This is a genomic window from Pseudomonas sp. G7(2022), from assembly GCF_052660475.1.
In genome coordinates, this window is record NZ_CP109659.1 from 4,229,082 (window position 1) to 4,255,390 (window position 26,309).

Here is a 26,309-nt window from a genome sequence, read left to right on the forward strand (position 1 = left end):
GAGAGCCATAGACCTTTGGCGCACGGCTGCGGTCTATGCCAGTGCCTCTCGATAAAAGGAAACAACCATGCCCGCTCAAGAACTGCAAAAACAGCTCAATGCCCTGCGCGAGCAACTGGATCAAAATCCTCCGCTGACCGAAGCCGAGCGCGCTGATCTACATGCGCTGATGGCGCAGATTGAATCCGAAATAAAACTGGAGACCGCGACTCAAGATTCCAGCATCGCCGATGGCGTCAATCTGGCAGTTGATCGCTTCGAACTCGAACACCCCGCCATCGCCGGCACATTGCGCAACATCATGAACTCCCTGGTCAGCATGGGTATCTGAAACCCGCGAATGCAAAAAAGCCCTGCCATCACTGGCAGGGCTTTTTCATGTCCGCGATGCGGGTTACTGACGAACCAGACGGTGGTTCGGCAGTTGCACGCTTTCAGTGCTGCGGTACGGGTTGATGTCCAGCCCGCCCCGACGTACGTAACGCGCGAACACCGTGAGTTTTTCCGGCTTCAGCAGGCGCTGCAGGTCAAGGAAGATCCGCTCCACACATTGCTCGTGGAAGTCCGAGTGCTGGCGGAAGCTGACGATGTATTCCAGCAGACTGGCGTGATCCAGCGCCGCGCCGCGATATTCCACCACCACGCTGCCCCAGTCCGGCTGACTGGTCACCGGGCAGTTGGACTTAAGCAGATGGCTGTGCACGCTCTCCTCCACCACCCGCGAATCGTCGCAGCGCAGCAGCTCGGGACGCGGATGCTCGTAGTTGCTGACGCTGATATCCAGATCGTCGATGCACACGCCCGGTAGCGCAACCACGCCTTCGGCTTCAACCTCTTTCAGGCTGCGAACCCGTACGCCCACCGGTTTGCCGGCAGCAGCGGACAGATCTTTGACCAGCGTCGCTTCGAGGCTTGCGATGTCGGCGAACGGCGTCTGGTTCAGCGAGTTCAGGTACAGCTTGAACGACTTGGATTCGATGATGTTCGGCGAATCCGCCGGAATGCTGAATTCGCCGATTGCCACCACCGGTTTGCCCGACGGCAGCAGCCACGACAGTTCGAAGCAGTTCCAGAAATCCACGCCTTTATACGGCAGGGTTTCGGCGGTCAGGCCCAGCTCGGCCCATTTCGCGGTGCGCGGAATCGGGAACAGCAGGGACGGCGTGTAAGTGGCGATGTATTCGCTGGATTTGCCCAGCGGCGAATGTTCGGCTGCGGGATGCATGGCGGAAACCTGACTGAAGAATCAGCGGATTCTATCAGCCTTTGCTCCCGCCTTTGAGTGCTTACTGACTGACAGTCAGTTTGCCGACCATCCCGGCCTGGTAATGCCCTGGAATGTTGCAGGCGAATTCCAGGCTGGTCGCCTTGCTGAACGTCCAGGTCAACTCGGCAGTCTTGCCGGGCTCGACCAGCACGCTGTTGGGGTCGTCATGCTTCATTACGTGCCCCATCGAGCCATGATCCATGCCCGCCATATCGTGGGACATTTCCTTCATGCCGGTCGGCGTCAGCATGCCACTTTGCTGCATCTGCAACATTTCCTGCTGGTGTTTGGCATGCATCGCTGCATCCCCGAGGTTGAATTCGTGCAGCAACTGGCCTTTATTCACCAATACAAAGCGAATGGTCTCACCGGCCTTGATGTCGATGGCCTTCGGATCGAACGACATGTCGCCCATCACCACTTCAATGCTGCGGCTGGCCTTGGCGGCCGGGGCCGGCTGGCCGAAGTCGTACGTGTGCGCAGGATCGGCCCGGACGGATGAACTCAGCGCCAATAGACAAGCGACGACGGCCAGAGGGTTGCGCAAAAACATAGTCATACTCCAACAAGAAAAGGTTCAGCCTGTGGGAAACTCTAGCCCGCCCGCGCTGGCAGCTACCTGACAGAGAGATTACAACTTTGTCAGGTTGGCGCTTGTGACAACGTCCCACGGTATAAAGCCTTCGATCCTACAAACCCGAGCCGCCCATGAAACTGCTGATCGTCGAAGACCAACCGAAAACCGGCCAATACCTGCGCCAGGGGCTGACCGAGGCCGGTTTCAATACCGAGCTGGTGGCCGACGGCAACACCGGGCAACAACTGGCGTTGAGCGGTGACTACGCCTTGCTGATCCTCGACGTGATGCTGCCCGGGCGCAGTGGCTGGCAGATTCTGCAAGCAGTGCGCAGCGCCGGGCTGGAAACGCCGATCCTGTTTCTGACGGCCAAGGACACCGTGGAAGACCGGGTTCACGGTCTCGAACTGGGCGCCGACGACTACCTGGTCAAGCCGTTCGCTTTCTCCGAACTGCTGGCCCGGGTACGCAGCCTGTTGCGCCGCGGCAGCGCCACACCGCAGGAAACCTGCCTGCAATTGGCCGATCTGCGTCTGGACCTGATTCGCCGCCGCGTCGAACGCAGCGGCCAGCGCATCGACCTCACTGCAAAGGAGTTCGCCTTGCTGGAAATGCTCCTGCGCCGCCAGGGTGAAGTGCTGCCCAAATCCCTGATCGCATCCCAGGTCTGGGACATGAACTTCGACAGCGACACCAATGTGATCGAAGTGGCGATCCGGCGATTGCGGCTGAAGATCGATGATGACTTTCCCGACAAACTGATCCACACCGTGCGTGGCATGGGTTACGTGCTTGAAGAGCGTGCCGACTGATGCGCCGACTGTCCTTGAGCAGCCGGCTGGCATTGTTGTTCGCCGGCTGCACCGCAGTGGTTTCGCTGGTGGCCGGGGTCGTTTTCAATCGGGCCAGCGAAGGCCACTTCATCGAGCTCGACCAGCAACTGCTAGAAGGAAAACTGCTCAGTGTGCGTCAGACGCTGCTGAGCGGCAGCGACGCCGCGCACATCACCGATGAATTGAGCCAACAGGGCGATGTTTCGTTGCGCATCAGCACCCCTGAGGGACAACGCTGGTTCGGCCGCTCGTTGCATACCCCGGCGAATCTGCCGAAACAGCCCGGCCTGGCCACCATCACCGACAACGGTACGGACTATCGCCTGCTCAACGCCCCGCTCTCCCCGGAACAACCCGACTCCCCGCAATTGACCTTGCTGCTGGACATCACCCACCACCAGCACTTCCTGCAACGCATGCAGCATCTGATCTGGCTGACCGTCGGCCTTTCGGCGCTGGCTACTGCGTTGCTCGGCGCCTGGGCGGCCCGCAGCGGCCTTCGTCCGTTACGCCGTATGAGTGCGGTGGCCCGTGGGATTTCGGCCCAATCGCTGAATGCCCGACTCCCGGAAGCGCAGATGCCCGCAGAACTCACGGAACTGGCCCACAGTTTCAACGCCATGCTCGGACGCCTCGATGACTCGTTTCAGCGCCTTTCCGCGTTCTCTGCCGACATCGCCCATGAACTGCGCACCCCATTGTCGAACCTGCTGACCCACACGCAGGTCACCCTCACCCGGCCTCGCCAGCTTGAGGACTACCGCGAGGCATTGCACAGCAACCTCGAAGAGCTGCAATGGATGGCACAACTGGTCAACGACATGCTTTATCTGGCCAAGGCCGACCACGGATTGCTGGTGCCCAAGCGCGAACCGCTGGAACTGGCGAAAGAAGCCGATGCATTGCTGGAGTTTTTCGCACCGCTGGCCGAAGACGCTCAGGTCAGCCTGAGCCGTGACGGTGCGGGGCGGTTCGAGGGTGATCGCGCGATGTTGCGCCGGGCGCTGTCGAATCTGCTGGATAACGCGTTGCGCTTCACGCCGGCAGCGGGCGAAGTGCGTGTGAGGATAGCCGAGCAGGCGAAATCCTTGAGGGTGACCGTGGAAAACAGTGGCGAGGGGATTTCTGCTGAGTTGTTGCCGCGCTTGTTCGACCGGTTCTACCGGGCCGATCCGGCGCGCCAGGAAGGCAGCAGCGAGCATGCGGGATTGGGGCTGGCGATCACTCAGTCGATCATCAAGGCCCATGGCGGGCAGATTCATTGTGAATCGGCTCAGGGCTGGACGCGGTTTGTAATTGAGTTGCCGAAAAAAGATTGAGGCCGGCAATGCCGGCCTCAACAGGAGAGCTTACGAATAGCGCAACGCGTGCGCCGGCTCGATCTTCGCCGCTCGCCAGGCCGGGTAAACCGTGGCCAGGAAGCTGAGAATGAAGCCCGCCGAGCAGATCAGCAGCACATCGCCGCCCTGCAATTCCGAGGGCAGGTTGCTGACGAAGTACACGTCCGAACTGAAGATGTGCTGCCCGGTCACTCGCTCGACCCAGCCCACCATCTCACTGACATTGAGTGCGGCAATTACGCCGAGCACGCCACCGATGATGGTGCCGACGATGCCGATCACCGTGCCCTGCACCATGAAGATCGCCATGATCTGCCGTGGCGTGGCGCCGATGGTGCGCAGGATCGCGATGTCCGCGCCCTTGTCGTTCACCACCATGATCAAAGTCGCAATGATGTTGAACGCCGCCACCGCGACGATCATCAGCAGCAACAGACCGATCATGGTCTTTTCCATTTTCATCGCACTGAACAGGCTGCCCTGGGTGTGGGTCCAGTCGTCAGCCTTGAAATCAACGCCGAGGCCGGTGGCGATATCGGAGGAGACTTTAGGCGCCGCGTACAGGTCTTTCACTGCCAGACGCACGCTCTGTACCTGATTCGGCTCCCAGTGCTGCATCGTTGCGGCGTCGGCCACATGGATCAGGCCCATGGAACCATCCAGTTCGGCACCGACCTTGAAGATGCCGACCACATTCAGACGCTGCATGCGCGGGGTGATGCCGCCGGGTGCAGTACTGACTTCCGGCACGATCAGGGTGATTTTGTCGCCGACGTTCAGGCGGAAGCGCCGGGCCGTGATTTCACCCAGCACCACGCCGAACTCGCCCGGCTTCAAGGCATCGAGACGACCCTGAACAATGTGCTGGGCAACGATCGACACCTTGCCTTCCTGGGCCGGATCGACACCGCTGATCTGGATCGGCTGCATCATGCCTTTGTAGGACAGCATGCCTTCCATCTCGGTGAACGGCACAGCGGCAGTGACTTCGGGGTTCTTCATCGCGGCGGCAGCCACGGGTTGCCAGTCGTCGATCGGCTTGACGCCCACGATGGTCGCGTGGGGCACCATGCCGAGGATGCGCGAGCTCATTTCGCGCTGAAAGCCGTTCATCACCGACAACACCACAATCATCGCCAACACGCCGAGGGCGAGACCGATCATCGAGGTCATCGAGATGAATGAAACAAAGCGATTGCGGCGCTTGGCGCGGGTATAGCGCGTGCCGATAAAGATCGATAACGGTCTGAACATTCGCTGGGGCACCGTATAAAAATAAAAGACCCGACGCCTTTTCAGGCATCGGGTTTCAAGCCGTCAGATGGGGGTCAGGCAACCTTCCTGCAACTGCAGGACGCGGTCCATCTGGCGAGCCAGGTTCATGTCGTGAGTCACCACCAGAAACGCCGTGCGCATCGACGTGCTGAGTTCCAGCATCAGGTCCTGAATGCCTTCGGCGGTGTGGGAGTCGAGGTTGCCGGTCGGCTCGTCGAGCATCACCAGGCCCGGATTGTTCACCAGAGCGCGGGCGATGGCCACACGCTGGCGTTCACCACCGGACAGCTCGGCCGGTTTGTGTTCCAGACGATGGCCGAGACCGACTCGTTCCAGCAACGCCGTGGCCCGCTGACGCGCTTCCGGGATCGCAGTCTTGCCGATCAGCAACGGCATGCAGACGTTTTCCAGCGCGGTGAATTCCGGCAGCAGGTGGTGGAACTGGTACACGAACCCGAGGGCACGGTTACGCAGCAGGCCGCGCTTCTTCTCGCTCAGCGCCGACAGCTCTTCACCGTCGAGCCAGACACCGCCCTTGGTCGGCGTATCGAGACCGCCCAACAGGTTGAGCAAGGTACTTTTGCCCGAACCGGATTTGCCGACGATCGCCACGCGCTCGCCCGGGTGCAGCTCCAGTTGCAGGTTGGCCAGCACTTGCACCGACTCCGGGCCTTCCTCGTAGGACTTGCCCAGGTTGCGGCAGCTCAGGATTGCTTTTTCACTCATGCCCGACTCACTCATAACGTAGCGCCTCCGCCGGCTGGGTGCGTGCGGCACGCCAGGCTGGATACAGGGTGGCGAGGAAACTCAGGACCAACGCAGCCGCGCAGACCATGACTACGTCCTGGCTCTGCACCTGCGATGGCAGGTAATCGATGAAATACACGTCGGCGTTGAGGAACTTGTGCCCGATCAAGCCTTCGAGTGCCGAAATCGCCGCGCTGACATTGAGCGCCGCCAGGATTCCGACCACGGCGCCGATGGCCGTACCGACCACGCCGATCACCGTGCCCTGCACCATGAACGTGCGCATGATCGTGCCCGGCGTGGCGCCGAGCGTGCGCAGAATGGCGATGTCGCCCTTCTTGTCGTTCACCACCATCACCAGTGTGGAGATGATGTTGAACGCGGCAACCGCGACGATCAGCAGCAACAGCAGGCCGATCATGGCTTTTTCCATGCGGATCGCCTGATACAGGTTGCCGTGGGTGCGGGTCCAGTCGCGGGCGTAGTAATGGTCTTCGCCGAGCCGCTGGGCGATGTTCCACGCCTCACGCGGCGCCTGGAACAGATCGTCGAACTTCAGGCGCAGGCCCTGCACCTGATCAGGCTTCCAGCGGTGCATCTTCGCCAGATCCTGCAGATTGGTGACGCCCAGGTAGCCGTCCAGCTCGCCGGCGCCGACATGGAAGATGCCGACCACGGTGAAACGCTTCATGCGCGGGAACATCCCGGCGGGGGTCACACTGACCTCCGGGGCGACGAAGGTGATCTTGTCACCGATGCCCACGCCGAGCTTGGTCGCGGCCTTGTCGCCGATCACGATGCCGAAGCTGCCCGGCGTCAGGTCGTCGAGTTTGCCCTGCTGCATGAAGTTGTCGATGATCGAGACGTTGCGTTCCAGCGCCGGATCAATGGCATTGAGCAACACCTTGGACACCTGGCCGTTGTTGGTCAGCAATCCCTGCATCTGGGTGAACGGCGCGACGGCCGCCACCTGCGGGTTCTGCTTGACCTTGGCGGCCAGGCTCTGCCAGTCGCTGATGGCTTCACCGGACTCGATGGTCGCGTGAGGCACCATGCCCAGCACGCGGGTGCGCATCTCATGATCGAAGCCGTTCATCACCGACAGCACCACGATCATCACGACCACGCCAAGGGCGAGCCCGATCATCGAAGTCAGGGAAATGAATGACACAAAATGATTGCGACGCTTTGCACGGGTATAACGCGTGCCGATAAATACGAAGAGAGGTCTGAACATGTCGGGGCTTGTTCGGAGGGAAAAGGAACGTCCTTGTGGCGGGGGTCGATAACCAGCTTTACACTCAGACCACCGCCGCTACCATGGGTTCGCCATGTCGACATTAGATGAAGAAGATCGCCGCGAATACTACCGTATCGAGGACACGATCGCACTGGAAATTCGGCCCCTGTCCGCTCCCGAAGCCGCCGGCCAGGAAGTGTTGCAGGATGCTTCCCCGCTATTCAACCTGCTCAGCGAACTGCACCTGAGCGAATTCGAGTCGCAGCACCTGCTGCGCCAGATCAGTGAACGCGACCGCGCCATCGCGGCGTTCCTGAAATCCCAGAACAAACGCATCGACCTGCTCAGCCAGGTGGTCGCCCTGACCGTGCTCGGCCATATCGGCGAACCGCAACCGGTGATCATCTCCGAGGGCGGCATCGACTTTCAGCACCCGACCCCGATCGCCACCGGCGCCCACCTGTCGGTGAAACTGGTGCTGATGCCCCAGGCGCTTGGCCTGTTGCTGCGCGCCCGGGTCACCCATTGCGACCGCAAGGGTGACGGCTACGATGTCGGCACCGAGTTCGAACACCTGACCGAAGCCCAGCGCCAGCTGCTCGCCCGCTATATCTTGCAAAAGCAGGCCCAGGAACGACGTCTGGCCCGCGAACAGAACGAATCAGGCATTTAATTAAGGAAAAACCGTGACCCTTATCTACGGCCACCGCGGCGCCAAGGGCGAAGCACCGGAAAACACCCTGACCAGTTTTCAGGAATGTCTCAAGCACGGCGTTCGCCGCTGCGAACTGGATCTGCACCTGTCCAAGGACGGCGAGCTGATGGTCATCCACGACCCGACCCTCAAGCGCACCACCGAGCGCCGTGGCAAGGTGGTCGAGCACTCCGCCGCCGAACTGGTGACCTACGACGCCCGCAAGGGTGGGCCGGGCTGGATCAAGCCCTGCCCGATTCCGACCCTGGAAGAACTGTTCGAGAAATGTGATTTCGAGCACTGGCAGCTCGAAGTCAAAAGCGCCTCGCGCACCCGCGCTGCGACGACCGTTCTGGCCATCCGTGAAATGGCGGTCAGACACGGGCTGCTCGACAAGGTGACGATCACCTCAAGTTCGCGGGAAGTATTGAAGGCTGCACTGGATCTGGTACCGGACGTGTCACGGGGCCTGGTGGCCGAGTACGCCTGGCTCGACCCGCTGAAGGTCGCGGCAAGCTACGGCTGCGAGATACTGGCCTTGAACTGGACGCTGTGTACGCCGGAACGCCTGCAAAAGGCGCAGCGTCAGGGGCTGCATGTGTCGGTGTGGACCGTCAACGAGCCTGCGCTGATGCGCAGACTCGCCGACTTCGGCGTTGACAGCCTGATTACAGACTTTCCCGGTTTGGCCACTGCCACCCTCGGGAATAGCTGAAATCGGTCTCCCCGGCCGGCTCAGGCCACCGGCCGGAGCCGCTCAAAAAAGCCGGTTGAGGCCGTCGTACGCCGCTACCCGATAGGCTTCGGCCATGGTCGGGTAGTTGAACGTGGTGTTGACGAAATACTTCAGGGTATTGAGCTCACCCGGCTGGTTCATGATCGCCTGACCGATGTGCACGATCTCCGATGCCTGATAACCGAAGCAGTGAACGCCCAGCACCTGCAGGGTTTCACGGTGGAACAGGATCTTCAGCATGCCTTGCGGCTCGCCGGCGATCTGCGCCCGCGCCATGCTCTTGAAGAACGCCTTGCCCACTTCGTACGGCACCTTGGCCTGGGTCAGTTCCTGCTCGTTCTTGCCGATCGAGCTGATCTCCGGAATGGTGTAGATGCCGGTCGGCACGTCATTCACGAAGCGCCAGCTGCCATTGTCGACAATGCTGCCAGCAGCCGAGCGACCCTGGTCGTGGGCGGCACTGGCCAGGCTCGGCCAGCCGATCACGTCACCGGCGCCGTAGATGTTCTGTACGCAAGTGCGGTAATTCTCGTCGACTTCGATCTGGCCGCGGCTGTTGACCTTGACGCCAATGTTTTCCAGACCCAACTGATCGGTGTTGCCGGTCCGGCCGTTGCACCAGAGCAAGGCGTCGGCCTTGATCTTCTTGCCGGACTTCAGGTGCAGGATTACGCCGTTGTCCACGCCTTCGACGCGGTCATACTCTTCGTTGTGACGCACGGTGATGTTGTTGTTGCTGAAGTGGTAGCTCAACGCCTGGGAGATTTCCGAGTCGAGGAAGCTCAGCAACTGCCCGCGGTTGTCCACCAGCTCGACCAGCACGCCCAAACCGCTGAAGATCGAAGCGTATTCGCAACCGATCACGCCGGCGCCGTAAACGATCAGTTTGCGCGGGGTGTGGCCGAGGCTGAGGATGGTGTCGCTATCGTAGATACGCGGGTGGTGGAAATCGATGTCCGCCGGGCGATAAGGACGCGAACCGGTGGCAATGATGATGTGTTTGGCTACCAGCTTCTCGACCACACCATTGGCGCAGACCACTTCGATGGTCTGCTCGTCGGCGAAGCTGCCGGTGCCGAAGAACACGTCGACGCGATTACGGGCGTAGTAGCCGGTACGCGAAGCGACTTGCTTGGAGATGACTTTTTCGGCGCTCTTCAACACGTCCGGGAAGGAGAACCAGCGCGGTTCACCGATCGCACGGAACATCGGGTTGGTGTTGAACTGCATGATCTGCCGCACCGAGTGACGCAAGGCCTTGGACGGGATGGTGCCCAGGTGGGTGCAGTTACCGCCGACCTGGCGACGGCTGTCGACCATCGCCACCTTGCGCCCTGCTTTGGCGGCGTTCATTGCCGCGCCTTCTCCCGCCGGGCCGGAACCCAGCACCACCACGTCGTAGTTGTAGACAGCCATGCGTACTCCTCAGAACAGGCCGCGGTGCCAGCAGCACCGGCGGCTAAATCACGCCGAACGACGGCGCGAAGGAACAATTGGGGGCCAGTTGAAAACCCGGACACAGTCTATAGAAGCGTCAACGCCGCGCACATTAACCCTTGGTCGCGTCGTAGGCTACTTTTGCCTGCACTACAACGCCAGCTTTCGTACTGTTCTCAGTCAACTTTTGCGCCACTGAGCCGTTGGAAAGCGTGACTGGTGCGTGTGACGAAACCTTTATCGGCACGAATCACAAAGAATGCACCAATGTCGTGTTTTTCGGCATAGTCCCAGGCCCTTTCCGGGCCGAGAATCAGCAACAGTGTCGATAGTCCATCGGCCATCAAGGCTGAAGGATGAATCACCGTGACTGACGCCAGGTCGTGTAGGACGGGCGCTCCGGTGCGGGCATCGAAGGTGTGGGAATAGCGCCTTCCGTCCTGCTGAAAATAGTTGCGGTAGTCGCCGGACGTGGAGAGGCCATAGCCATCAACGTCGATGATCCGCTCGGCCACTTGCCGATCGTCACGAGGCGCCTCCAGCGCGATGCGCCAGGGGGAGCCGTCGAGCTTCTTGCCGGACGCCTTGAGTTCCCCCGTGGCTTCGGCGAGGTAATCATGAATGCCCATGGCATCGAGCCGCGCCGCAATGGTATCGACCGCATAACCGGCGGCAATGCTGTTGAAGTCGACCTCGACCGCCGCATCCTTGCACAGTTGGTCGCCTTCAACGCGCAGATGGCGGTAACCCACGCGCTTCTGCACCTCGGCCAGCGCCGAAGCGCTCGGAACTTTCTCCTCGCGCCCTTGCGGGCCGAAGCCCCAAAGATTGAGCAACGGCTCCACCGTCAGGTCGTAGGAACCTTCGCTCTGCTGTGACAGCTGTTCGCCCACACGGACCAATTCAAGAATCGCCGCCGGCATGGCCTGACAACGATCGGCTGGCAACGCGTTGAAACGTGAAATATCAGAGTTCGCGCGGTAGGTGGACATCTGCTGATCGACATCGGCAAGGATCTTCTTGACTTCGACACGGACATCCTCAGACGCAGGCAGATTGGCGTGGCGCACGTACTTGATCGAATAGGTGCTGCCCATGGTCGGGCCGCCGAAGCTCTCCATGGAGTCGCCGTTGCCGCACCCGGACAAAACGCCGATCAGCAGCACGAAAACCACAAACCGTCCAGTTAACAATTCTTCATCTCCGAGCAAAACCGCGGCGGCCATTATGGCCACAGAGCCCGCTCGCTCCCAAACGGATGCACCGCTTTCATACAAAATCTAAAAAGTGAGTACCTGAACATGTCCTCCTCCACGGGCAAAGGCAAAGCGATTTTTCGCGTTGTCAGCGGCAACTTTCTCGAAATGTTCGACTTCATGGTCTACGGCTTCTATGCCACGGCCATCGCCAAGACGTTCTTCCCTACCGACAGTGCTTTCGCATCCTTGATGCTTTCGCTTGCCACCTTCGGCGCAGGCTTCTGATGCGTCCACTGGGGGCGATCTTCCTCGGAGCCTACATTGACCGACACGGTCGTCGTCAGGGCCTGATCATTACCCTCGCACTGATGGCTGCCGGTACCGTGCTGATTGCCTGCGTTCCGGGTTATGCCACGCTCGGCGTTGCCGCGCCGCTGATCGTGCTGTTCGGCCGCTTGCTGCAAGGATTCTCGGCCGGCGTCGAATTGGGCGGTGTATCGGTGTATCTGGCGGAAATCGCCACGCCCGGCCGCAAGGGCTTTTTCGTCAGCTGGCAGTCCGCCAGTCAGCAAGCAGCGGTGGTATTCGCCGGCCTGCTTGGCGTTGGCCTCAACCACTGGCTGAGCCCGGAACAGATGGGCGAATGGGGCTGGCGCGTGCCGTTCCTGATCGGCTGCATGATCGTCCCGGTGATTTTCGTCATCCGTCGCTCGCTGGAGGAAACCCCGGAATTCCAGGCGCGCAAACATCGCCCTACCCTGCAGGAAATCGTCCGCTCGATCGGTCAGAACTTTGGCATCGTCATCGCCGGCATGGCGCTGGTGGTCATGACGACGGTGTCGTTCTACCTGATCACCGCCTACACCCCGACGTTCGGCAAGGCGGAATTGCACCTGTCGGACTTCGATGCGTTGCTGGTGACGGTGTGCATCGGCCTGTCGAACTTCTTCTGGCTGCCGGTGATGGGCGCGGTGTCTGACAAGGTCGGACGCAAACCCCTACTGTTGGCGGCGACGATTCTGGCGATTCTGACCGCTTACCCTGCGTTGTCGTGGCTGGTGGCGAACCCGAGCTTCAGCCATCTGCTGATCGTCGAGTTGTGGCTGTCGTTCCTGTACGGCTCGTATAACGGGGCTATGGTGGTGGCACTCACCGAGATTATGCCGGTGGAAGTTCGCACCACGGGTTTCTCGCTGGCCTACAGTCTGGCGACCGCAACCTTCGGTGGTTTTACCCCGGCGGCCTGCACTTACCTGATCCATGTGCTGGACAACAAGGCAGCGCCGGGGATCTGGCTAAGTGGAGCAGCCGTGCTGGGCCTGATCGCCACGCTGGTGCTGTTCCGTGGCAACAGGCACGAACTGCGCACGGCACAAGCCGCCATCCCCCGCTGAGGCAAATCGCACACAAACAAAAACGCCCCGACCAGAGTCGGGGCGTTTTTCATTTGCAGCTAAGGCTTAGCGCGGGAATGCTGGCGGGTTTACACCGGCCATGTCTTCCATCACGCGAACGACCTGGCAGCTATAACCGAACTCGTTGTCGTACCAGACGTACAGAACAACGCGGTTATCCTGAACGATGGTCGCCTCAGCGTCGACCACACCGGCGTGGCGCGAGCCCACGAAGTCGGTGGAAACCACTTCCTGGGAATTGACGAAGTCGATCTGCTTGTGCAGATCCGAGTGCAGCGCCATGTAGCGCAGGTACTCGTTCATCTCTTCACGGGTGGCGGCTTTCTCGAGGTTCAGGTTGAGAATGGCCATCGACACGTTCGGCGTTGGAACACGGATCGCGTTACCGGTCAGCTTGCCAGCCAGCTCAGGCAGGGCCTTGGCAGCAGCGGTAGCAGCACCGGTCTCGGTGATCACCATGTTCAGCGCGGCGCTACGACCACGGCGATCACCCTTGTGGAAGTTGTCGATCAGGTTCTGGTCGTTGGTGTACGAGTGAACGGTTTCGACGTGACCGTTGATGATGCCGAACTTGTCATTCACGGCTTTCAGCACCGGCACGATGGCGTTGGTGGTGCAGGAAGCGGCGGACACGATCTTGTCGTCAGCGGTGATTTCGTTGTGGTTGATACCGTGAACGATGTTCTTCAGCTTGCCCTTGCCAGGCGCGGTCAGAACAACGCGGTCGATACCCGGGCAGGCCAGGTGCTGACCCAGGCCGTCGGCATCACGCCATACACCGGTGTTGTCCACCAGCAGCGCATCTTTGATGCCGTACTGGGTGTAATCCACTTCGGTAGGGTTTTTCGCGTAGATAACCTGGATCAGGTTGCCGTTGGCGGTGATAGTGTTGTTTTCTTCGTCGATGGTGATGGTGCCGTTGAACGAACCGTGTACCGAATCGCGACGCAGCAGGCTGGCGCGTTTGGTCAGGTCGTTTTCGGCGCCCTTGCGCACCACGATGGCACGCAGACGCAGACCGTCGCCGCCACCGGTTTTCTCGATCAGGATGCGCGCCAGCAGACGGCCGATACGACCGAAGCCGTAAAGCACAACGTCAGTGCCTTTGCGGGCCGAAGCGTTTTGCTGGCCAACCACGTCAGCCATTTCTTCACGCACGAACTGCTCGGCGGTACGGCCGTTGCCTTCATTGCGGAATTTGAACGCCAACTTGCCCAGATCCACCGAAGCCGCGCCGAGCTTGAGCTCGCTCATGGCCTTGAGCAGAGGGAATGTTTCGTGGACGGAGAGTTCGCTATCGTCGGAAGAACGATGGCGAGCAAAGCGGTGAGCTTTGAGAATCGCGATGACAGACTGGTTGATCAGGCTGCGGCCATAGATCGAGCTCACCACGTTGTTATTGCGGTAGAGCTGACCGATAAGCGGAATCATCGCTTCTGCGAGTGCTTCACGGTCGATCCATTCACCAAGACACTGGTCGGGCTTCTGAGTCACGGGAACCTTCCACATGTAGGGGCAGAAAAAAGGGGCTACATTATGCCGCCGAGAACCTCTTGTAGCAATGCGCGCTTGTCGCGCAATCGGTAACAAAATTCCGTCCAAAAAAATAACGCCCTCCGCCAGCCCAGTAAAACCGGGGCTTTCAGCGCAGTCAGTTTTTCGACGACTGTTAGACGATGTCTGTAACCCTCCGTAACACCACCCACTTTCGGCACTACATAACCGTCAAAAAAGTGCTGGTTTTTATGGTTACCACTACATTTTGCTCAAACAGCGCAGATAGACGCAGTCTGCAACTGACAGGCGGCACCGGACGCCGCTACAATTACCGACTTTGTCGCAACGCCTGGAGCTCAACCTTCCGTGCCTGTTCTGCGTCTACCGCTTCTCCCTGCCGCGGCAGGTAAACAGCACTGGGGCAATCTGCCCGGTGCCGCACTGAGCCTGGCGATTGCCGAGGCTGCCAGCGCTGCCAAGCGCTTCACGTTACTGCTGACCGCCGACAGCCAGAGTGCCGAACGGCTGGAGCAGGAGCTGAGCTTCTTCGCCCCGGATTTGCCGGTGCTGCATTTCCCGGACTGGGAAACCCTGCCCTACGACCTGTTCTCGCCGCACCAGGACATCATCTCCCAGCGCATCGCCAGCCTTTACAGGCTGCCGGAGCTGGAACATGGCGTGCTGGTGGTGCCGATCACCACGGCCCTGCATCGCCTGGCACCGACCAGTTTCCTGCTCGGCAGCAGCCTGGTGCTGGATGTCGGGCAGAAACTCGACGTCGAACAGATGCGCACGCGGCTCGAAGCCAGCGGCTATCGCTACGTCGACACGGTCTACGAACACGGCGAGTTCACCGTACGTGGCGCCCTGATCGACCTGTTCCCGATGGGCAGCAAACTGCCTTATCGCATTGACTTGTTCGACGACGAAATCGAAACCCTGCGCACCTTCGATCCGGAAAACCAGCGCTCCATCGAAAAGGTCGACTCGGTCAAGCTGCTGCCGGCCAAGGAGTTCCCGCTACAGAAAGAAGCGGTCACCCGCTTCAAGGCACGCTTTCGCGAGCGTTTCGACGTCGACTTCCGGCGTTGCCCGATCTTTCAGGACCTGAGCAGCGGTATCACGCCTGCCGGCATCGAGTACTACCTGCCGCTGTTCTTCGAAGAAACCTCGACTCTCTTCGATTACCTGCCCCAGGACACTCAGGTGTTCTCGCTGCCGGGTATCGAGCAAGCGGCGGAAAACTTCTGGAACGACGTACGCAATCGCTATGAAGAGCGCCGCGTCGATCCATCGCGTCCTTTATTGCCGCCCGCCGAACTGTTCCTGCCGGTCGAAGACTGCTTCGCCCGCCTGAAGAACTGGCCGCGCGTGGTTGCCAGCCAGCAGGACGTGGAGACCGGCGTCGGCCGCGAGCGCTTCCCGGCGCAGGCATTGCCGAATCTGGCGATTGAAGCCAAGGCCACGCAACCGCTGGCCGCGCTGTCCGCCTTCCTCGACGAATTCCCGGGGCGCGTGTTGTTCACCGCCGAATCGGCAGGCCGCCGCGAAGTGCTGCTGGAACTGCTGGACCGTCTGAAGCTGCGACCGAAAACCGTCGACAGCTGGCCGGACTTCGTCGCGAGCAAGGATCGCCTGGCGATCACCATCGCTCCGCTCGACGAAGGCCTGATGCTGGACGACCCGGCGCTGGCACTGGTTGCGGAAAGTCCACTGTTCGGCCAGCGCGTGATGCAGCGTCGCCGCCGCGAAAAACGCGCCGACGCCAACAACGATGCAGTGATCAAGAACCTCACCGAGCTGCGCGAAGGCGCGCCGGTGGTGCACATCGATCACGGTGTCGGCCGCTATCTCGGTCTGACGATTCTGGAAATCGACAGCCAGGCTGCCGAATTCCTGACCCTGGAATACGCCGAGAACGCCAAGCTCTACGTACCCGTGGCCAACCTGCATCTGATCGCCCGCTACACCGGCAGCGACGACGCACTGGCCCCGCTGCATCGCCTCGGCTCCGAGACCTGGCAGAAAGCCAAGCGCAAGGCTGCCGAACAGGTGCGCGACGTTGCTGCCGAATTGCTCGACATCTATGCCCGCCGCGCGGCTCGCGAAGGTTATGCGTTTGCCGATCCGAAGGCCGATTACGCAACCTTCAGTGCCGGCTTCCCGTTCGAAGAAACCCCGGACCAGCAATCCACCATCGAAGCCGTGCGCGAAGACATGCTTGCGCCGAAGCCGATGGATCGACTGGTCTGTGGCGACGTCGGTTTCGGCAAGACCGAAGTGGCCATGCGCGCCGCGTTTATCGCGGTGCATGGCGGCAAACAAGTGGCGATTCTGGTACCGACCACCCTGCTCGCCCAGCAGCACTACAACAGCTTCCGCGATCGTTTCGCCGACTGGCCGGTGACCGTGGAAGTGATGAGCCGCTTCAAGTCGGCCAAGGAAGTGAACGCAGCGGTGGCCCAACTGGCCGAAGGCAATATCGACATCGTCATCGGCACCCACAAGCTGCTGCAGGACGACGTCAAGATCAAAAACCTCGGGCTGGTAATCATCGACGAAGAGCACCGTTTCGGTGTCCGTCAGAAGGAACAGCTCAAGGCCCTGCGCAGCGAAGTCGACATTCTTACGCTGACCGCCACGCCGATTCCGCGCACGCTGAACATGGCGGTGTCGGGCATGCGCGACCTGTCAATCATCGCCACGCCGCCGGCGCGACGCCTGTCGGTGCGCACCTTCGTCATGGAACAGAACAAGAGCACGGTCAAGGAAGCCTTGCTGCGTGAACTGCTGCGCGGCGGTCAGGTTTACTACCTGCACAACGACGTGAAGACCATCGAGAAATGCGCCGCCGAACTGGCCGAACTGGTGCCGGAAGCGCGGATCGGCATCGGCCACGGGCAGATGCGCGAACGCGAACTCGAACAGGTGATGAGCGACTTCTACCACAAGCGCTTCAACGTGCTGATCGCTTCGACCATCATCGAGACCGGCATCGACGTGCCGAGCGCCAATACCATCATCATCGAGCGCGCCGACAAGTTCGGCCTGGCGCAATTGCACCAGTTGCGCGGCCGTGTTGGCCGCAGTCACCACCAGGCCTACGCCTACCTGCTGACACCGCCACGCCAACAGATTACCGGCGATGCGGAAAAACGTCTGGAGGCGATTGCCAACACTCAGGATCTGGGGGCGGGCTTCGTGCTGGCCACCAACGACCTGGAAATCCGTGGCGCCGGCGAACTGCTGGGCGACGGCCAGAGCGGGCAGATCCAGGCGGTCGGTTTCACGCTGTACATGGAAATGCTTGAGCGCGCGGTGAAATCGATCCGCAAGGGCGAACAGCCGAACCTCGATCAGCCGCTCGGCGGCGGCTCGGAAGTCAACCTGCGGGTGCCGGCGCTGATTCCGGAAGATTACCTGCCGGATGTGCACGCACGCCTGATCCTGTACAAGCGCATCGCTTCGGCCACCGACGAGGAAGGCCTGAAGGATCTGCAAGTGGAGATGATCGACCGCTTCGGCCTGCTGCCGGAACCGACCAAGAATCTGGTGCGCATCACTGCGTTGAAATTGCAGGCCGAGCAGCTCGGCATCAAAAAGGTCGACGGCGGCCCGCAGGGTGGACGCATCGAGTTCGCCGCGCAGACGCCAGTCGACCCGATGACCCTGATCAAACTGATCCAGAGTCAGCCAAAACGCTACAAATTCGAAGGCGCCACGATGTTCAAGTTCCAGGTGCCGATGGAGCGCCCGGAAGAGCGCTTTAATACTGTGGAAGCGCTGTTCGAGCGCCTCCTCCCGAAAACTGCTTGAAGGACGCCGCATGCGCCTGTTTCGCTCTCTGACCTTGCTGCTGACCCCGTTCTTGATAACGATGGCGGCACCCTCGGCGTTTGCCGATGACCTGTATCAGGTTGAAATGATTCTGGTACGCCAGAACGCTGTTCCGGCGATCGTCAGCCGCGCCGCGCCGGAAGATTGGGCCGCCGGTGCCCAGCGTCTGGACGATGCCAGCCAGCGCACACCGGCACTGGGCGAAGTCGCCAGCAAACTCACTGCCAGCGGCGAATACAGCGTGCTGATGCACAAGGCCTGGCAACAGACCCTTGGCGAGGTGCCGACGAAAGTCGCGATCAGCGACGGCAAGGAACAGTTCGGCCAGTTCCCCATCGAGGGCACGCTTGAAATGAAACTCGGGCGTTTCACCGATGTAAACGCCGATTTCTGGGTCAACCAGATCGACGCCAATGGCATGGTCAGCGCCAGCGAACGCCTGAAGCAGGACAGCCACACCAAAAATGGCCAGCTCAACTACCTGGACAACGGCCACCTGGCCCTGCTGATCAAGATCACTTCACTGACGGCGCCTGCGCCTCGGGAAGCGCCTGAATCCATTCCGGACTGATCGAAGTCCTTATGTCCCCGCCTCTGAGTAAACCGCTGGCCTCCTCCTGGGTCAGCCGGTTCAAGGAACAAAGCCTGGAGCGTGGCCGCCGCTACGCTCTGGAAAACCGGGTGCGGATCGTGCAGGTCGGCGATGCGACCATTACCGCCAGCTGCGAAGGCTCGGGCGGCAACATCTATCGCCAGACGATCCATTTGCGCGAGTCAGCCAAGGGCACCCTGCTGATGGTCGATGCCACCTGCACCTGCCCGGTTCACAGCAACTGCAAACATTGCGCAGCGGTATTGCTGCAAGTGCAGGAAACCCTGGAATACCCCGCCGCCGCCAAAGACGCCGAACTGCTGGAAAAGCTCCAGGCCGTCCTCGAAAACCGCAGCCCCAAGGCGCCGCCGCAAGTACTGGTGGACAATGTGCAACCGGTGCCACGCCTGTGGCTGGCCAGCGTCGAATTCAGCGCGTTCGAACCGCGCAACGGCAAGATGCAGCGCTACATCCAGCATCGTGCGGCGCTGTCCTTCAGTTATCTGGACGAATACGTCAGCGGGCAAAAAAACAGTGACATCCTGATACGCCAGGAAACCCAGACCCTGCGGGTCAAACGTCATCCGGACGTCGAGCAAAGCTACCGCGAACAACTGCGGATTCTCGGTTTTCGCATTGCCACAAGACAGAGCAAGGCGCTGCCGGAAAGCGCCGGCGAACTCTATGAAATGGTCAACGACAGTGCGTGGCTGACCTTCACCCTGAACGATCTGCCTAAGCTGCGAACCCAGGGCTGGGAACTGCTGGTCGACGATGAGTTCGGCTTCGATCTGACGGCCGTCGATGACTGGTATGCCACGGTCGAGCAGACCCCGGAACGGGACTGGTTTGACCTGGAACTGGGCATCATCGTCAACGGCGAACGCCTGAGTCTGCTGCCGATCCTGCTCAATCTGATGCGCTCGCACACGGAAATCCTCAACCCCGAACGCCTTGCCCGGCGACGGGACGATGAGCTGATTCTGGTGAACATCCCGCAGCGCAACAGCGAGCATGGCCCGCTGCAAGTCGCCCTGCCCCTTGGCCGGTTGAAACCGGTACTGGCAACGCTGGGCGAGTTTTATTTGCAAGAGCCGGGTGAAACCACCCTACGCCTGAGCAAGGCTGACGCCACCCGCCTCAATTCGCTGGAGGGCATTCCCCTGCTTTGGGAAGGCGGGGAGCAGATCCGCAGTTTCGCCCAACGCTTGCGTGATATCCGCGATTACAGCGCCGAAGCACCGGAAGGACTGAACGCGACACTGCGTCCCTACCAGCTCGAAGGGTTGAGCTGGATGCAGTCGCTGCGACAGCTTGAGGTGGGCGGGATTCTCGCGGACGACATGGGACTGGGCAAAACCCTACAGACACTGGCGCACATTCTCAGCGAAAAAAACGCCGGACGCCTGGATCGCCCCTGCATGGTGGTGATGCCCACCAGCCTGATTCCCAACTGGCTGGACGAGGCAGCGCACTTCACGCCGCAACTCAAAGTGGTTGCCCTGTACGGTGCCAGCCGCAAAAAGCATTTCGAGCATCTGGCCGATTACGACCTGATCCTCACGACTTATGCGCTGCTGCCCAAGGATGTCGAGCGTCTGGCGCAGCAGCCACTGCATGTATTGGTGCTGGATGAGGCGCAATACATCAAGAACCCGAACAGCAAAGCCGCTCAGGCTGCCCGCGAACTCAATGCACGCCAGCGTCTGTGCCTGAGCGGCACCCCTCTGGAAAACCACCTGGGTGAGCTGTGGTCGCTGTTCCACTTTCTGCTGCCCGGCTGGCTCGGCGACGTCAAAAGCTTCAACGCCGATTACCGCGTGCCGATCGAAAAGCGCGCCAGCGAAGTCAGACTTCAGCACCTCAACGGTCGGATCAAACCGTTCCTGCTGCGCCGCACCAAGGAACAGGTCGCCACCGAGCTGCCGCCGAAAACCGAGATCATCCACTGGGTCGAGCTCAATGAAGCGCAGCGTGACGTGTACGAAACCATGCGTCTGGCCATGGACAAGAAGGTGCGCGACGAGATCACCCGCAAAGGCGTGGCACGCAGCCAGATCATCATTCTTGAAGCGCTACTTAAACTGCGCCAGGTCTGCTGCGACCTGCGCCTGGTCAACGACGCCACACTGCCGGCCCGCGGCAGCACCTCGGGCAAACTCGACAGCCTGATGGAAATGCTCGAAGAGCTGTTCGAGGAAGGACGGCGGATTCTGCTGTTTTCGCAGTTCACCTCGATGTTGTCACTGATAGAGGACGAGCTGAAAAAACGCAATGTCGCCTATGCATTGCTGACGGGGCAGACCCGTGATCGACGTACCCCGGTGAAGGAATTCCAGAGCGGCAAGCGTCAGATCTTTCTCATCAGCCTGAAGGCTGGTGGTGTGGGTCTGAACCTGACGGAAGCGGACACGGTGATTCACTACGATCCGTGGTGGAACCCGGCGACCGAGAATCAGGCTACCGACCGTGCGTATCGTATTGGCCAGGAAAAACCGGTGTTCGTCTACAAGATGATTGCCCGAGGCACAGTCGAGGAAAAGATTCAGCACTTGCAGCGGGAGAAATCCGACCTGGCGGCCGGCGTGCTGGATGGGCGCAAGGCCGGGGACTGGAAGTTGCAGAGCGATGATATCGAGGCGCTGTTTGCGCCGCTGCCGGACAAGTTTGAAAAGCGCTGAGATTCTCAGCGCCTGTTCATTCAAGTCATTGCAGAGCCCGAATCAACCCTTGAGTACGCGCGCCAGTGTCGATTTCACCTTGCCCATGCCATCGTGCAACGCCTGCTCAATCTCAGCCATGGTGATCACTTCCGTGGTCTTGCCCGCCGCCGGGTTCACCACCAGCGACAGACAGGCGTAATCCAGACCCAGCTCACGAGCCAGCGCCGCTTCCGGCATGCCGGTCATGCCGACGATGTCGCAACCGTCTCGCTCCAGACGTACGATCTCGGCCACGGTTTCCAGTCGCGGCCCCTGGGTACAGGCGTAAACGCCTTGATCGCTGTATTCGCAACCTTCGGCAGCCAACGCTGCAATCAGTTGCTGACGCAGCGGCTCGCTGTAGGGAAAGCTGAAGTCGATATGTGTGACATGTTCCAGATCATCGGCGAAATAGGTGTGTTCGCGCCCACTGGTGTAGTCCACGATCTGATGCGGCACGCAGAAATGTCCGGTGCCCATTGCCGGATGGATCCCGCCCACGGCGTTGACCGCGATGATTGCTTCTGCCCCGGCCTGCTGCAACGCCCACAGATTGGCGCGATAGTTGACCTTGTGTGGCGGAAAACGATGCGGGTGGCCGTGACGAGCGAGGAACAGCACTTCCTTGCCGGCATATTCACCAATCTGGACTTCAGCCGAAGGCGCACCATAAGGCGTATCCACCGCCAGCGACTGACGAATGCTCAGGCCTTCCAGCTGGGTCAGGCCGGTGCCACCGATGATTGCGTAAACCGTCATAGCGAAAAATCCTTAATCGATCAGTTGAGCGTCTTTGAGCGCGCCGACAGCGGTCAGCCAGCGCGGATCCTGACGGTATTCGGTGTTGGCGAACGCCTGACCGCGCATGCGTGCGATGCGCGGCGACGGCTTGACCTTCATGCGCTGGGCGGCGCTCAGGGCCAGCTCGGCGGCTGCACGGTCGTTGCACACCAGGCCCATGTCGCAACCGGCGCTGAGTGCCGCCTCGATACGGCTCGCCGCATCGCCGACCACGTGCGCGCCAGCCATGGAGAGGTCGTCACTGAAAATCACGCCATCGAACTGCAACTCGCCGCGCAGGATATCCTGCAACCAGCGCCGTGAAAAACCGGCGGGCTGCGCATCGACTTGCGGATAAATCACGTGGGCGGGCATCACGGCAGCCAATTGTTTGCTCAGTCTGGCGAATGGCACGAGATCGTTGGCGCGGATCTCTTCGAGGCTGCGCTCGTCGTTGGGGATTGCAACGTGAGAGTCGGCTTCCGCCCAGCCGTGGCCGGGGAAATGCTTGCCAGTGGCAGCCATACCGGCGCTGTTCATGCCTTTGATGAAAGCGCCGGCCAGCAATGCGGCACGCTCCGGATCGCCTTCGAACGAACGGGTCCCGACCACGGCGCTACGCTGGTAATCCAGATCCAGCACAGGGGCAAAGCTCAGGTCGAGACCGACCGCCAGTACTTCAGTGGCCATTATCCAGCCGCATTGCTCGGCCAGATATTCGGCGTTCGGATTGTCAGCGATGGCGCGCATGGCTGGCAGGCGTACAAAGCCCTGACGCAGGCGCTGGACACGACCGCCCTCCTGGTCCACCGCCAGCAGCAGATCCGGACGGATGGCCCGGATCGCAGCACTCAGCTCGCGAACCTGGCGCGGATGCTCGATATTGCGGGCAAAAATGATCAGGCCACCCACTTCGGGCTGACGCAACAATTGGCGATCTTCGGCCGTCAGCCAGGTACCGGCGACGTCCACCATCAACGAGCCTTGCAGGCCAGCAGTCATAGAAATTCCTTGAAAACGAAAAACCCGTCGCCCACGAAACCACCACCAGGGGCATTGCCCGGCAGGTTGGTGATTTCAATGAGAAACGGGTTCAGAACGAGAGTCGGCATGGGCGGCTAGCTTAGCGGATGTCCGCAGCCGCGCCCACCCATGGACCGTTAAACCTTGGCCGGTGCCGGCGCTGATTTGCTGCGCGGCCGCAGTTGTGCCGTCGCCATCGCGGTATCGGTGACACCGGTTTCGGCACGCATGCCGGCCGCCAGGAACGGCACCATCAGACGCATCACCTGCTCGATGGAGGTGTTGACGCCGAAGTCGGTCTCGGCAATCGCACGCAAGGCCTTGATGCCCGACATGCTGAACGCCGCAGCGCCGAGCATGAAGTGCACGCGCCAGAACAGTTCGATGGGGGGAATGCGCGGTGCGGCTTCGTTAACCAGCAACATGTAGCGGCGGAATACCTTGCCGTACATGTCTTCCAGGTAACGACGCAGGTGGCCCTGGCTCTGACTGAAGGCCAGCCCCAGCAGGCGCATGAAAATCGACAAGTCGTTACCACTGCGAGGCTGCACGACAAGAGCTTGTTCGACGAGGATTTCCAGCAGTTCTTCGAGCGAAGGCTTGTTTTCTGGTTTGGCCTGGCGGCGCTCCAGCTCTTTGTCGAGGCTGATGCAGAATGGGCCGAGGAAGCGCGAGAACACCGCCTGGATCAGCGCCTTCTTCGAGCCGAAGTGATAATTCACCGCTGCGAGGTTGACCCCGGCCTTGCTGGTGATCAGACGCAATGAGGTTTCAGCGAAACCTTTTTCCGCGAACAGCTGTTCTGCAGCATCAAGAATGCGTTCAACGGTTTCCGACTGGGCCATGGCTACTCCGCCTGACAAACACTTGTTTGAAACATACGTTTCAGCCTATGCCTTGTCAAGCCTGCCGGTTCGTTTTGGGAATGGTCGGTCAGATATTTAACCACAACAAGGACGCCACATTAATCGATGCCGTCACTGACCGTCCGGCGGCCTGGCAAAAAACGATCATTGCCAAGATCACTTCACTGTATATAATCCCAGTCACTGTATAAAAAGACAGAGCGATCAATATGCTTAAGCTGACGCCACGCCAAGCCGAGATTCTGGCCTTCATCAAACGCTGCCTCGAAGACAACGGCTACCCGCCGACCCGTGCGGAAATCGCTCAGGAACTGGGTTTCAAATCGCCCAACGCTGCCGAAGAGCATCTCAAGGCGCTCGCTCGCAAAGGCGCGATCGAAATGACCCCAGGGGCCTCTCGCGGCATTCGAATCCCCGGCTTTGAAGCCAAAGTCGACGAATCGACCCTCCCGATTATCGGTCGAGTGGCCGCCGGTGCGCCGATTCTCGCCCAGCAGCACATCGAAGAGTCCTGCAACATCAACCCGGCCTTCTTCCACCCTCGCGCAGATTACCTGTTGCGGGTCCACGGGATGAGCATGAAGGACATCGGTATTTTCGACGGTGATCTTCTGGCAGTTCACACGACCCGGGAAGCACGTAACGGCCAGATCGTAGTCGCCCGGATTGGCGATGAAGTGACGGTCAAACGCTTCAAGCGCGATGGCAGCAAGGTCTGGTTGATCGCAGAGAACCCCGAGTTTGCCCCCATCGAAGTCAACCTGAAAGATCAGGAACTGGTGATCGAAGGCTTGAGTGTCGGCGTCATCCGCCGCTAAAGGAGGCTTTATGCAGTTCCCACACGCACCCCAGCAAACACAACTGCCGTTGTTCGAAGCGTTTCTCGCGCAACCTCTCGCCCCCATCCTCAAGGATGTTGTCGAGCGTCCGTGGAATACCGAACCCGAAGCGTTCAGCGAGCTGTCACTGCGCGGCGCAGCCGGGAACTGCCTGAACCTGCTGGCACCCATTCTTCGTGAATTGAGTGATGATCAGGACGCACGATGGCTGACCCTGATTGCGCCACCTGCGAGCCTGACCCAAACCTGGTTGCGGGATGCCGGATTGAATCGTGAACGCATCCTGTTGTTGCAACCGCGCGGCGCACAGAGCGCTCAGCAACTGGCTTGCGAAGCCTTGCGCCTGGGTCGTAGCCATACGGTGGTGACATGGTTGAACCCGCTCAATTCAGGTTCACGCCAACAACTGATCAGCGCCGCCCGCACCGGGGACGCTCAAAGTCTGAATATTAGATTGGGCTGACTTGATACGCACTGTCTGAAGCGCGGGGCTTCTCAAGGGATAGAGAAGCCGACCGAAGCAATACTCGACGGGCGGTGCTCAATGAAGAACCCGTGGCCCCTCTTCCTTGTCAAACTCGCCTTCAACCATTCGACCGGCCATCTGCACGCCGACGCTCAGCATCGCTTTGGCAATTTCAACATGCTGGCCCTGCAGAAACGCCTTGGCATCCTCGGAGAAATCCAGAGTCACCAGAGAACCCTCGTCCTCAGCCCTGCGCAGTTCGATCCGGCCGTCTGGTAGCTCGACAATTTCTAGAAAGGATGTTGGCATAAAGGTCTGTTCTCCACGAAAGGCAGGGATTATATAGAGATCATTCGGGATTCGCTCAGGATCTTGACCAGCAGCATGCATCTCGCCGCTGCCAGCCAAGACGCCATCAGCACTCGTTCAAGCCTTCACGGAAACGGATAGCCAGACCCTTCAGGTTCTGCCGCCAGCGCTCCAGCTCTTCACGACTCAACTCTTCGGGCGCCTGCTCTTCATCCAGATTGACCGCCTGAATCAGTGGCTGGGTCACATCACCTTTTGGCTTGTGTGGCACTCGTGGTGGCTGAAACAACGCGGAATGCGCAGACAGCAATTTAGCCAGCCAGGTTTGCGGATTACCCGCCAACTCGACCATCTCGGCCAACTCGGGGATCGCAATCGACTCGATCACTTCAGGGGTCAACAGCGTTTCCGCCCGGGGCGCGTTAGCCTGTGGCAGCCGATAGAACCCTGCAATTTCGTGACACAGCCCCAGCAATGCGCCGTAGAGATGAAACAGCGCCGATTCACGCCCGGCCTGAATCAATGCCAGCGAATTCATCGCCCGCCCCTCTTCAGCCCTGGCCAGCGCTTCCAGCGACAGACCCGCGAAATAGATCTTCTGATTGGTACGGGTATAGAGCTCGTGGGCCATATCGGCA

At 60.3% G+C, this 26,309-nt stretch carries 23 protein-coding genes and 1 pseudogene; 11 read left to right on the forward strand and 13 right to left on the reverse strand.

From position 1 onward, the window contains the following. Positions 1-67 precede the first annotated feature (67 nt). Complete coding sequence (locus NE357_RS19235) at positions 68-331, forward strand: DUF4404 family protein (RefSeq protein ID WP_085700493.1); 264 nt, start codon at positions 68-70, stop codon at positions 329-331. Between the two features lie 63 nt (positions 332-394). On the opposite strand, the gene queF is transcribed toward NE357_RS19235, so the two are convergent. Together queF and copI are read right to left on the reverse strand one after the other, a co-directional pair. Beyond that, positions 395-1,225 (reverse strand): NADPH-dependent 7-cyano-7-deazaguanine reductase QueF, encoded by an 831-nt coding sequence (gene queF, locus NE357_RS19240; RefSeq protein ID WP_169431203.1) that lies wholly within the window; start codon positions 1,223-1,225, stop codon positions 395-397. A gap of 61 nt (positions 1,226-1,286) precedes the next feature. Then, complete coding sequence (gene copI / locus NE357_RS19245; RefSeq protein ID WP_169431204.1) at positions 1,287-1,820, reverse strand: copper-resistant cuproprotein CopI; 534 nt, start codon at positions 1,818-1,820, stop codon at positions 1,287-1,289. 155 nt (positions 1,821-1,975) lie between these two features. On the opposite strand from copI, the gene NE357_RS19250 reads away from it, so the two are divergent. Both NE357_RS19250 and NE357_RS19255 read left to right on the forward strand, forming a co-directional pair. Next, positions 1,976-2,656: a heavy metal response regulator transcription factor gene (locus tag NE357_RS19250; protein WP_169431205.1), complete on the forward strand. Its 681-nt coding sequence runs from the start codon at positions 1,976-1,978 to the stop codon at positions 2,654-2,656. Beyond that, positions 2,656-3,996: a heavy metal sensor histidine kinase gene (locus NE357_RS19255; protein ID WP_169431206.1), complete on the forward strand. Its 1,341-nt coding sequence runs from the start codon at positions 2,656-2,658 to the stop codon at positions 3,994-3,996. Before NE357_RS19250 ends, NE357_RS19255 begins: the two co-directional genes overlap by 1 nt. Before the next feature lie 30 nt (positions 3,997-4,026). Here NE357_RS19255 and NE357_RS19260 read toward each other — a convergent pair whose 3' ends face one another. The 3 genes from NE357_RS19260 to NE357_RS19270 all read right to left on the reverse strand — a co-directional run bounded on the left by NE357_RS19260 (position 4,027) and on the right by NE357_RS19270 (position 7,276). Further along, entirely contained in the window at positions 4,027-5,271 is a 1,245-nt protein-coding gene (locus NE357_RS19260; protein ID WP_169431207.1) for a lipoprotein-releasing ABC transporter permease subunit, read from the reverse strand. Positions 5,272-5,334: 63 nt separating this feature from the next. Continuing rightward, positions 5,335-6,018 carry a lipoprotein-releasing ABC transporter ATP-binding protein LolD gene (lolD, locus tag NE357_RS19265; protein WP_169431208.1) on the reverse strand — a complete coding sequence of 228 codons (684 nt, stop codon included), beginning with the start codon at positions 6,016-6,018 and terminating at the stop codon, positions 5,335-5,337. 7 nt (positions 6,019-6,025) lie between these two features. Next, positions 6,026-7,276 (reverse strand): lipoprotein-releasing ABC transporter permease subunit, encoded by a 1,251-nt coding sequence (locus tag NE357_RS19270; protein WP_169431209.1) that lies wholly within the window; start codon positions 7,274-7,276, stop codon positions 6,026-6,028. A gap of 94 nt (positions 7,277-7,370) precedes the next feature. Here NE357_RS19270 and NE357_RS19275 point away from each other — a divergent pair, with 94 nt between their 5' ends. Both NE357_RS19275 and NE357_RS19280 read left to right on the forward strand, forming a co-directional pair. Then, entirely contained in the window at positions 7,371-7,952 is a 582-nt protein-coding gene (locus NE357_RS19275; RefSeq protein ID WP_169431210.1) for a PilZ domain-containing protein, read from the forward strand. Between the two features lie 13 nt (positions 7,953-7,965). Further along, positions 7,966-8,688 (forward strand): glycerophosphodiester phosphodiesterase, encoded by a 723-nt coding sequence (locus NE357_RS19280; RefSeq protein ID WP_169431211.1) that lies wholly within the window; start codon positions 7,966-7,968, stop codon positions 8,686-8,688. Between the two features lie 42 nt (positions 8,689-8,730). Here NE357_RS19280 and sthA read toward each other — a convergent pair whose 3' ends face one another. Together sthA and NE357_RS19290 are read right to left on the reverse strand one after the other, a co-directional pair. Further along, positions 8,731-10,125, reverse strand: a complete 1,395-nt coding sequence (gene sthA, locus NE357_RS19285) for a Si-specific NAD(P)(+) transhydrogenase (protein WP_065260713.1) — start codon at positions 10,123-10,125, stop codon at positions 8,731-8,733. 197 nt (positions 10,126-10,322) lie between these two features. Next, entirely contained in the window at positions 10,323-11,372 is a 1,050-nt protein-coding gene (locus tag NE357_RS19290; protein WP_169431212.1) for an FAD:protein FMN transferase, read from the reverse strand. 75 nt (positions 11,373-11,447) lie between these two features. Here NE357_RS19290 and NE357_RS19295 point away from each other — a divergent pair. Then, a pseudogene (locus tag NE357_RS19295) lies at positions 11,448-12,739 on the forward strand (MFS transporter). A gap of 66 nt (positions 12,740-12,805) precedes the next feature. Here the strand turns inward: NE357_RS19295 and NE357_RS19300 are convergent. Next, positions 12,806-14,269 carry a glyceraldehyde-3-phosphate dehydrogenase gene (locus NE357_RS19300; protein ID WP_169431213.1) on the reverse strand — a complete coding sequence of 488 codons (1,464 nt, stop codon included), beginning with the start codon at positions 14,267-14,269 and terminating at the stop codon, positions 12,806-12,808. Positions 14,270-14,623: 354 nt separating this feature from the next. Between NE357_RS19300 and mfd the strand changes: the two genes are divergently transcribed. From mfd to NE357_RS19315, 3 genes are read left to right on the forward strand one after another with little or no spacing between them, the layout of a single operon-like run. Next, positions 14,624-18,073: a transcription-repair coupling factor gene (gene mfd, locus NE357_RS19305; RefSeq protein ID WP_169431214.1), complete on the forward strand. Its 3,450-nt coding sequence runs from the start codon at positions 14,624-14,626 to the stop codon at positions 18,071-18,073. Between the two features lie 10 nt (positions 18,074-18,083). Then, the gene (locus NE357_RS19310) at positions 18,084-18,665 is read left to right on the forward strand and encodes a CsiV family protein (RefSeq protein WP_169431215.1); all 582 of its coding nucleotides are present in this window, start codon (positions 18,084-18,086) and stop codon (positions 18,663-18,665) included. Positions 18,666-18,676: 11 nt separating this feature from the next. Then, positions 18,677-21,367 carry a DEAD/DEAH box helicase gene (locus NE357_RS19315; RefSeq protein ID WP_169431216.1) on the forward strand — a complete coding sequence of 897 codons (2,691 nt, stop codon included), beginning with the start codon at positions 18,677-18,679 and terminating at the stop codon, positions 21,365-21,367. A 42-nt stretch (positions 21,368-21,409) separates the two neighbouring features. On the opposite strand, the gene NE357_RS19320 is transcribed toward NE357_RS19315, so the two are convergent. From NE357_RS19320 to NE357_RS19330, 3 genes are all read right to left on the reverse strand, one after another. Beyond that, positions 21,410-22,147 carry an S-methyl-5'-thioinosine phosphorylase gene (locus tag NE357_RS19320; protein WP_169431217.1) on the reverse strand — a complete coding sequence of 246 codons (738 nt, stop codon included), beginning with the start codon at positions 22,145-22,147 and terminating at the stop codon, positions 21,410-21,412. Between the two features lie 12 nt (positions 22,148-22,159). Continuing rightward, positions 22,160-23,158, reverse strand: a complete 999-nt coding sequence (gene nagZ / locus NE357_RS19325) for a beta-N-acetylhexosaminidase (protein WP_169432674.1) — start codon at positions 23,156-23,158, stop codon at positions 22,160-22,162. Between the two features lie 170 nt (positions 23,159-23,328). Beyond that, positions 23,329-24,036, reverse strand: a complete 708-nt coding sequence (locus NE357_RS19330) for a TetR/AcrR family transcriptional regulator (RefSeq protein ID WP_007953037.1) — start codon at positions 24,034-24,036, stop codon at positions 23,329-23,331. Between the two features lie 230 nt (positions 24,037-24,266). On the opposite strand from NE357_RS19330, the gene lexA reads away from it, so the two are divergent. After that, positions 24,267-24,875 carry a transcriptional repressor LexA gene (lexA, locus tag NE357_RS19335; RefSeq protein WP_007953044.1) on the forward strand — a complete coding sequence of 203 codons (609 nt, stop codon included), beginning with the start codon at positions 24,267-24,269 and terminating at the stop codon, positions 24,873-24,875. Positions 24,876-24,885: 10 nt separating this feature from the next. Next, positions 24,886-25,359: an SOS-induced cell division inhibitor SulA gene (gene sulA, locus NE357_RS19340; RefSeq protein WP_169431218.1), complete on the forward strand. Its 474-nt coding sequence runs from the start codon at positions 24,886-24,888 to the stop codon at positions 25,357-25,359. 78 nt (positions 25,360-25,437) lie between these two features. On the opposite strand, the gene NE357_RS19345 is transcribed toward sulA, so the two are convergent. Both NE357_RS19345 and NE357_RS19350 read right to left on the reverse strand, forming a co-directional pair. Further along, on the reverse strand, positions 25,438-25,671 hold the full coding sequence (locus NE357_RS19345) for a hypothetical protein (RefSeq protein WP_003226592.1): 234 nt from the start codon (positions 25,669-25,671) through the stop codon (positions 25,438-25,440). Positions 25,672-25,777: 106 nt separating this feature from the next. After that, a complete protein-coding gene (locus tag NE357_RS19350) occupies positions 25,778-26,302 on the reverse strand; it encodes a DUF6586 family protein (RefSeq protein WP_169431219.1) in 525 nt (174 codons plus the stop codon). Between the last annotated feature and the right edge of the window lie 7 nt (positions 26,303-26,309).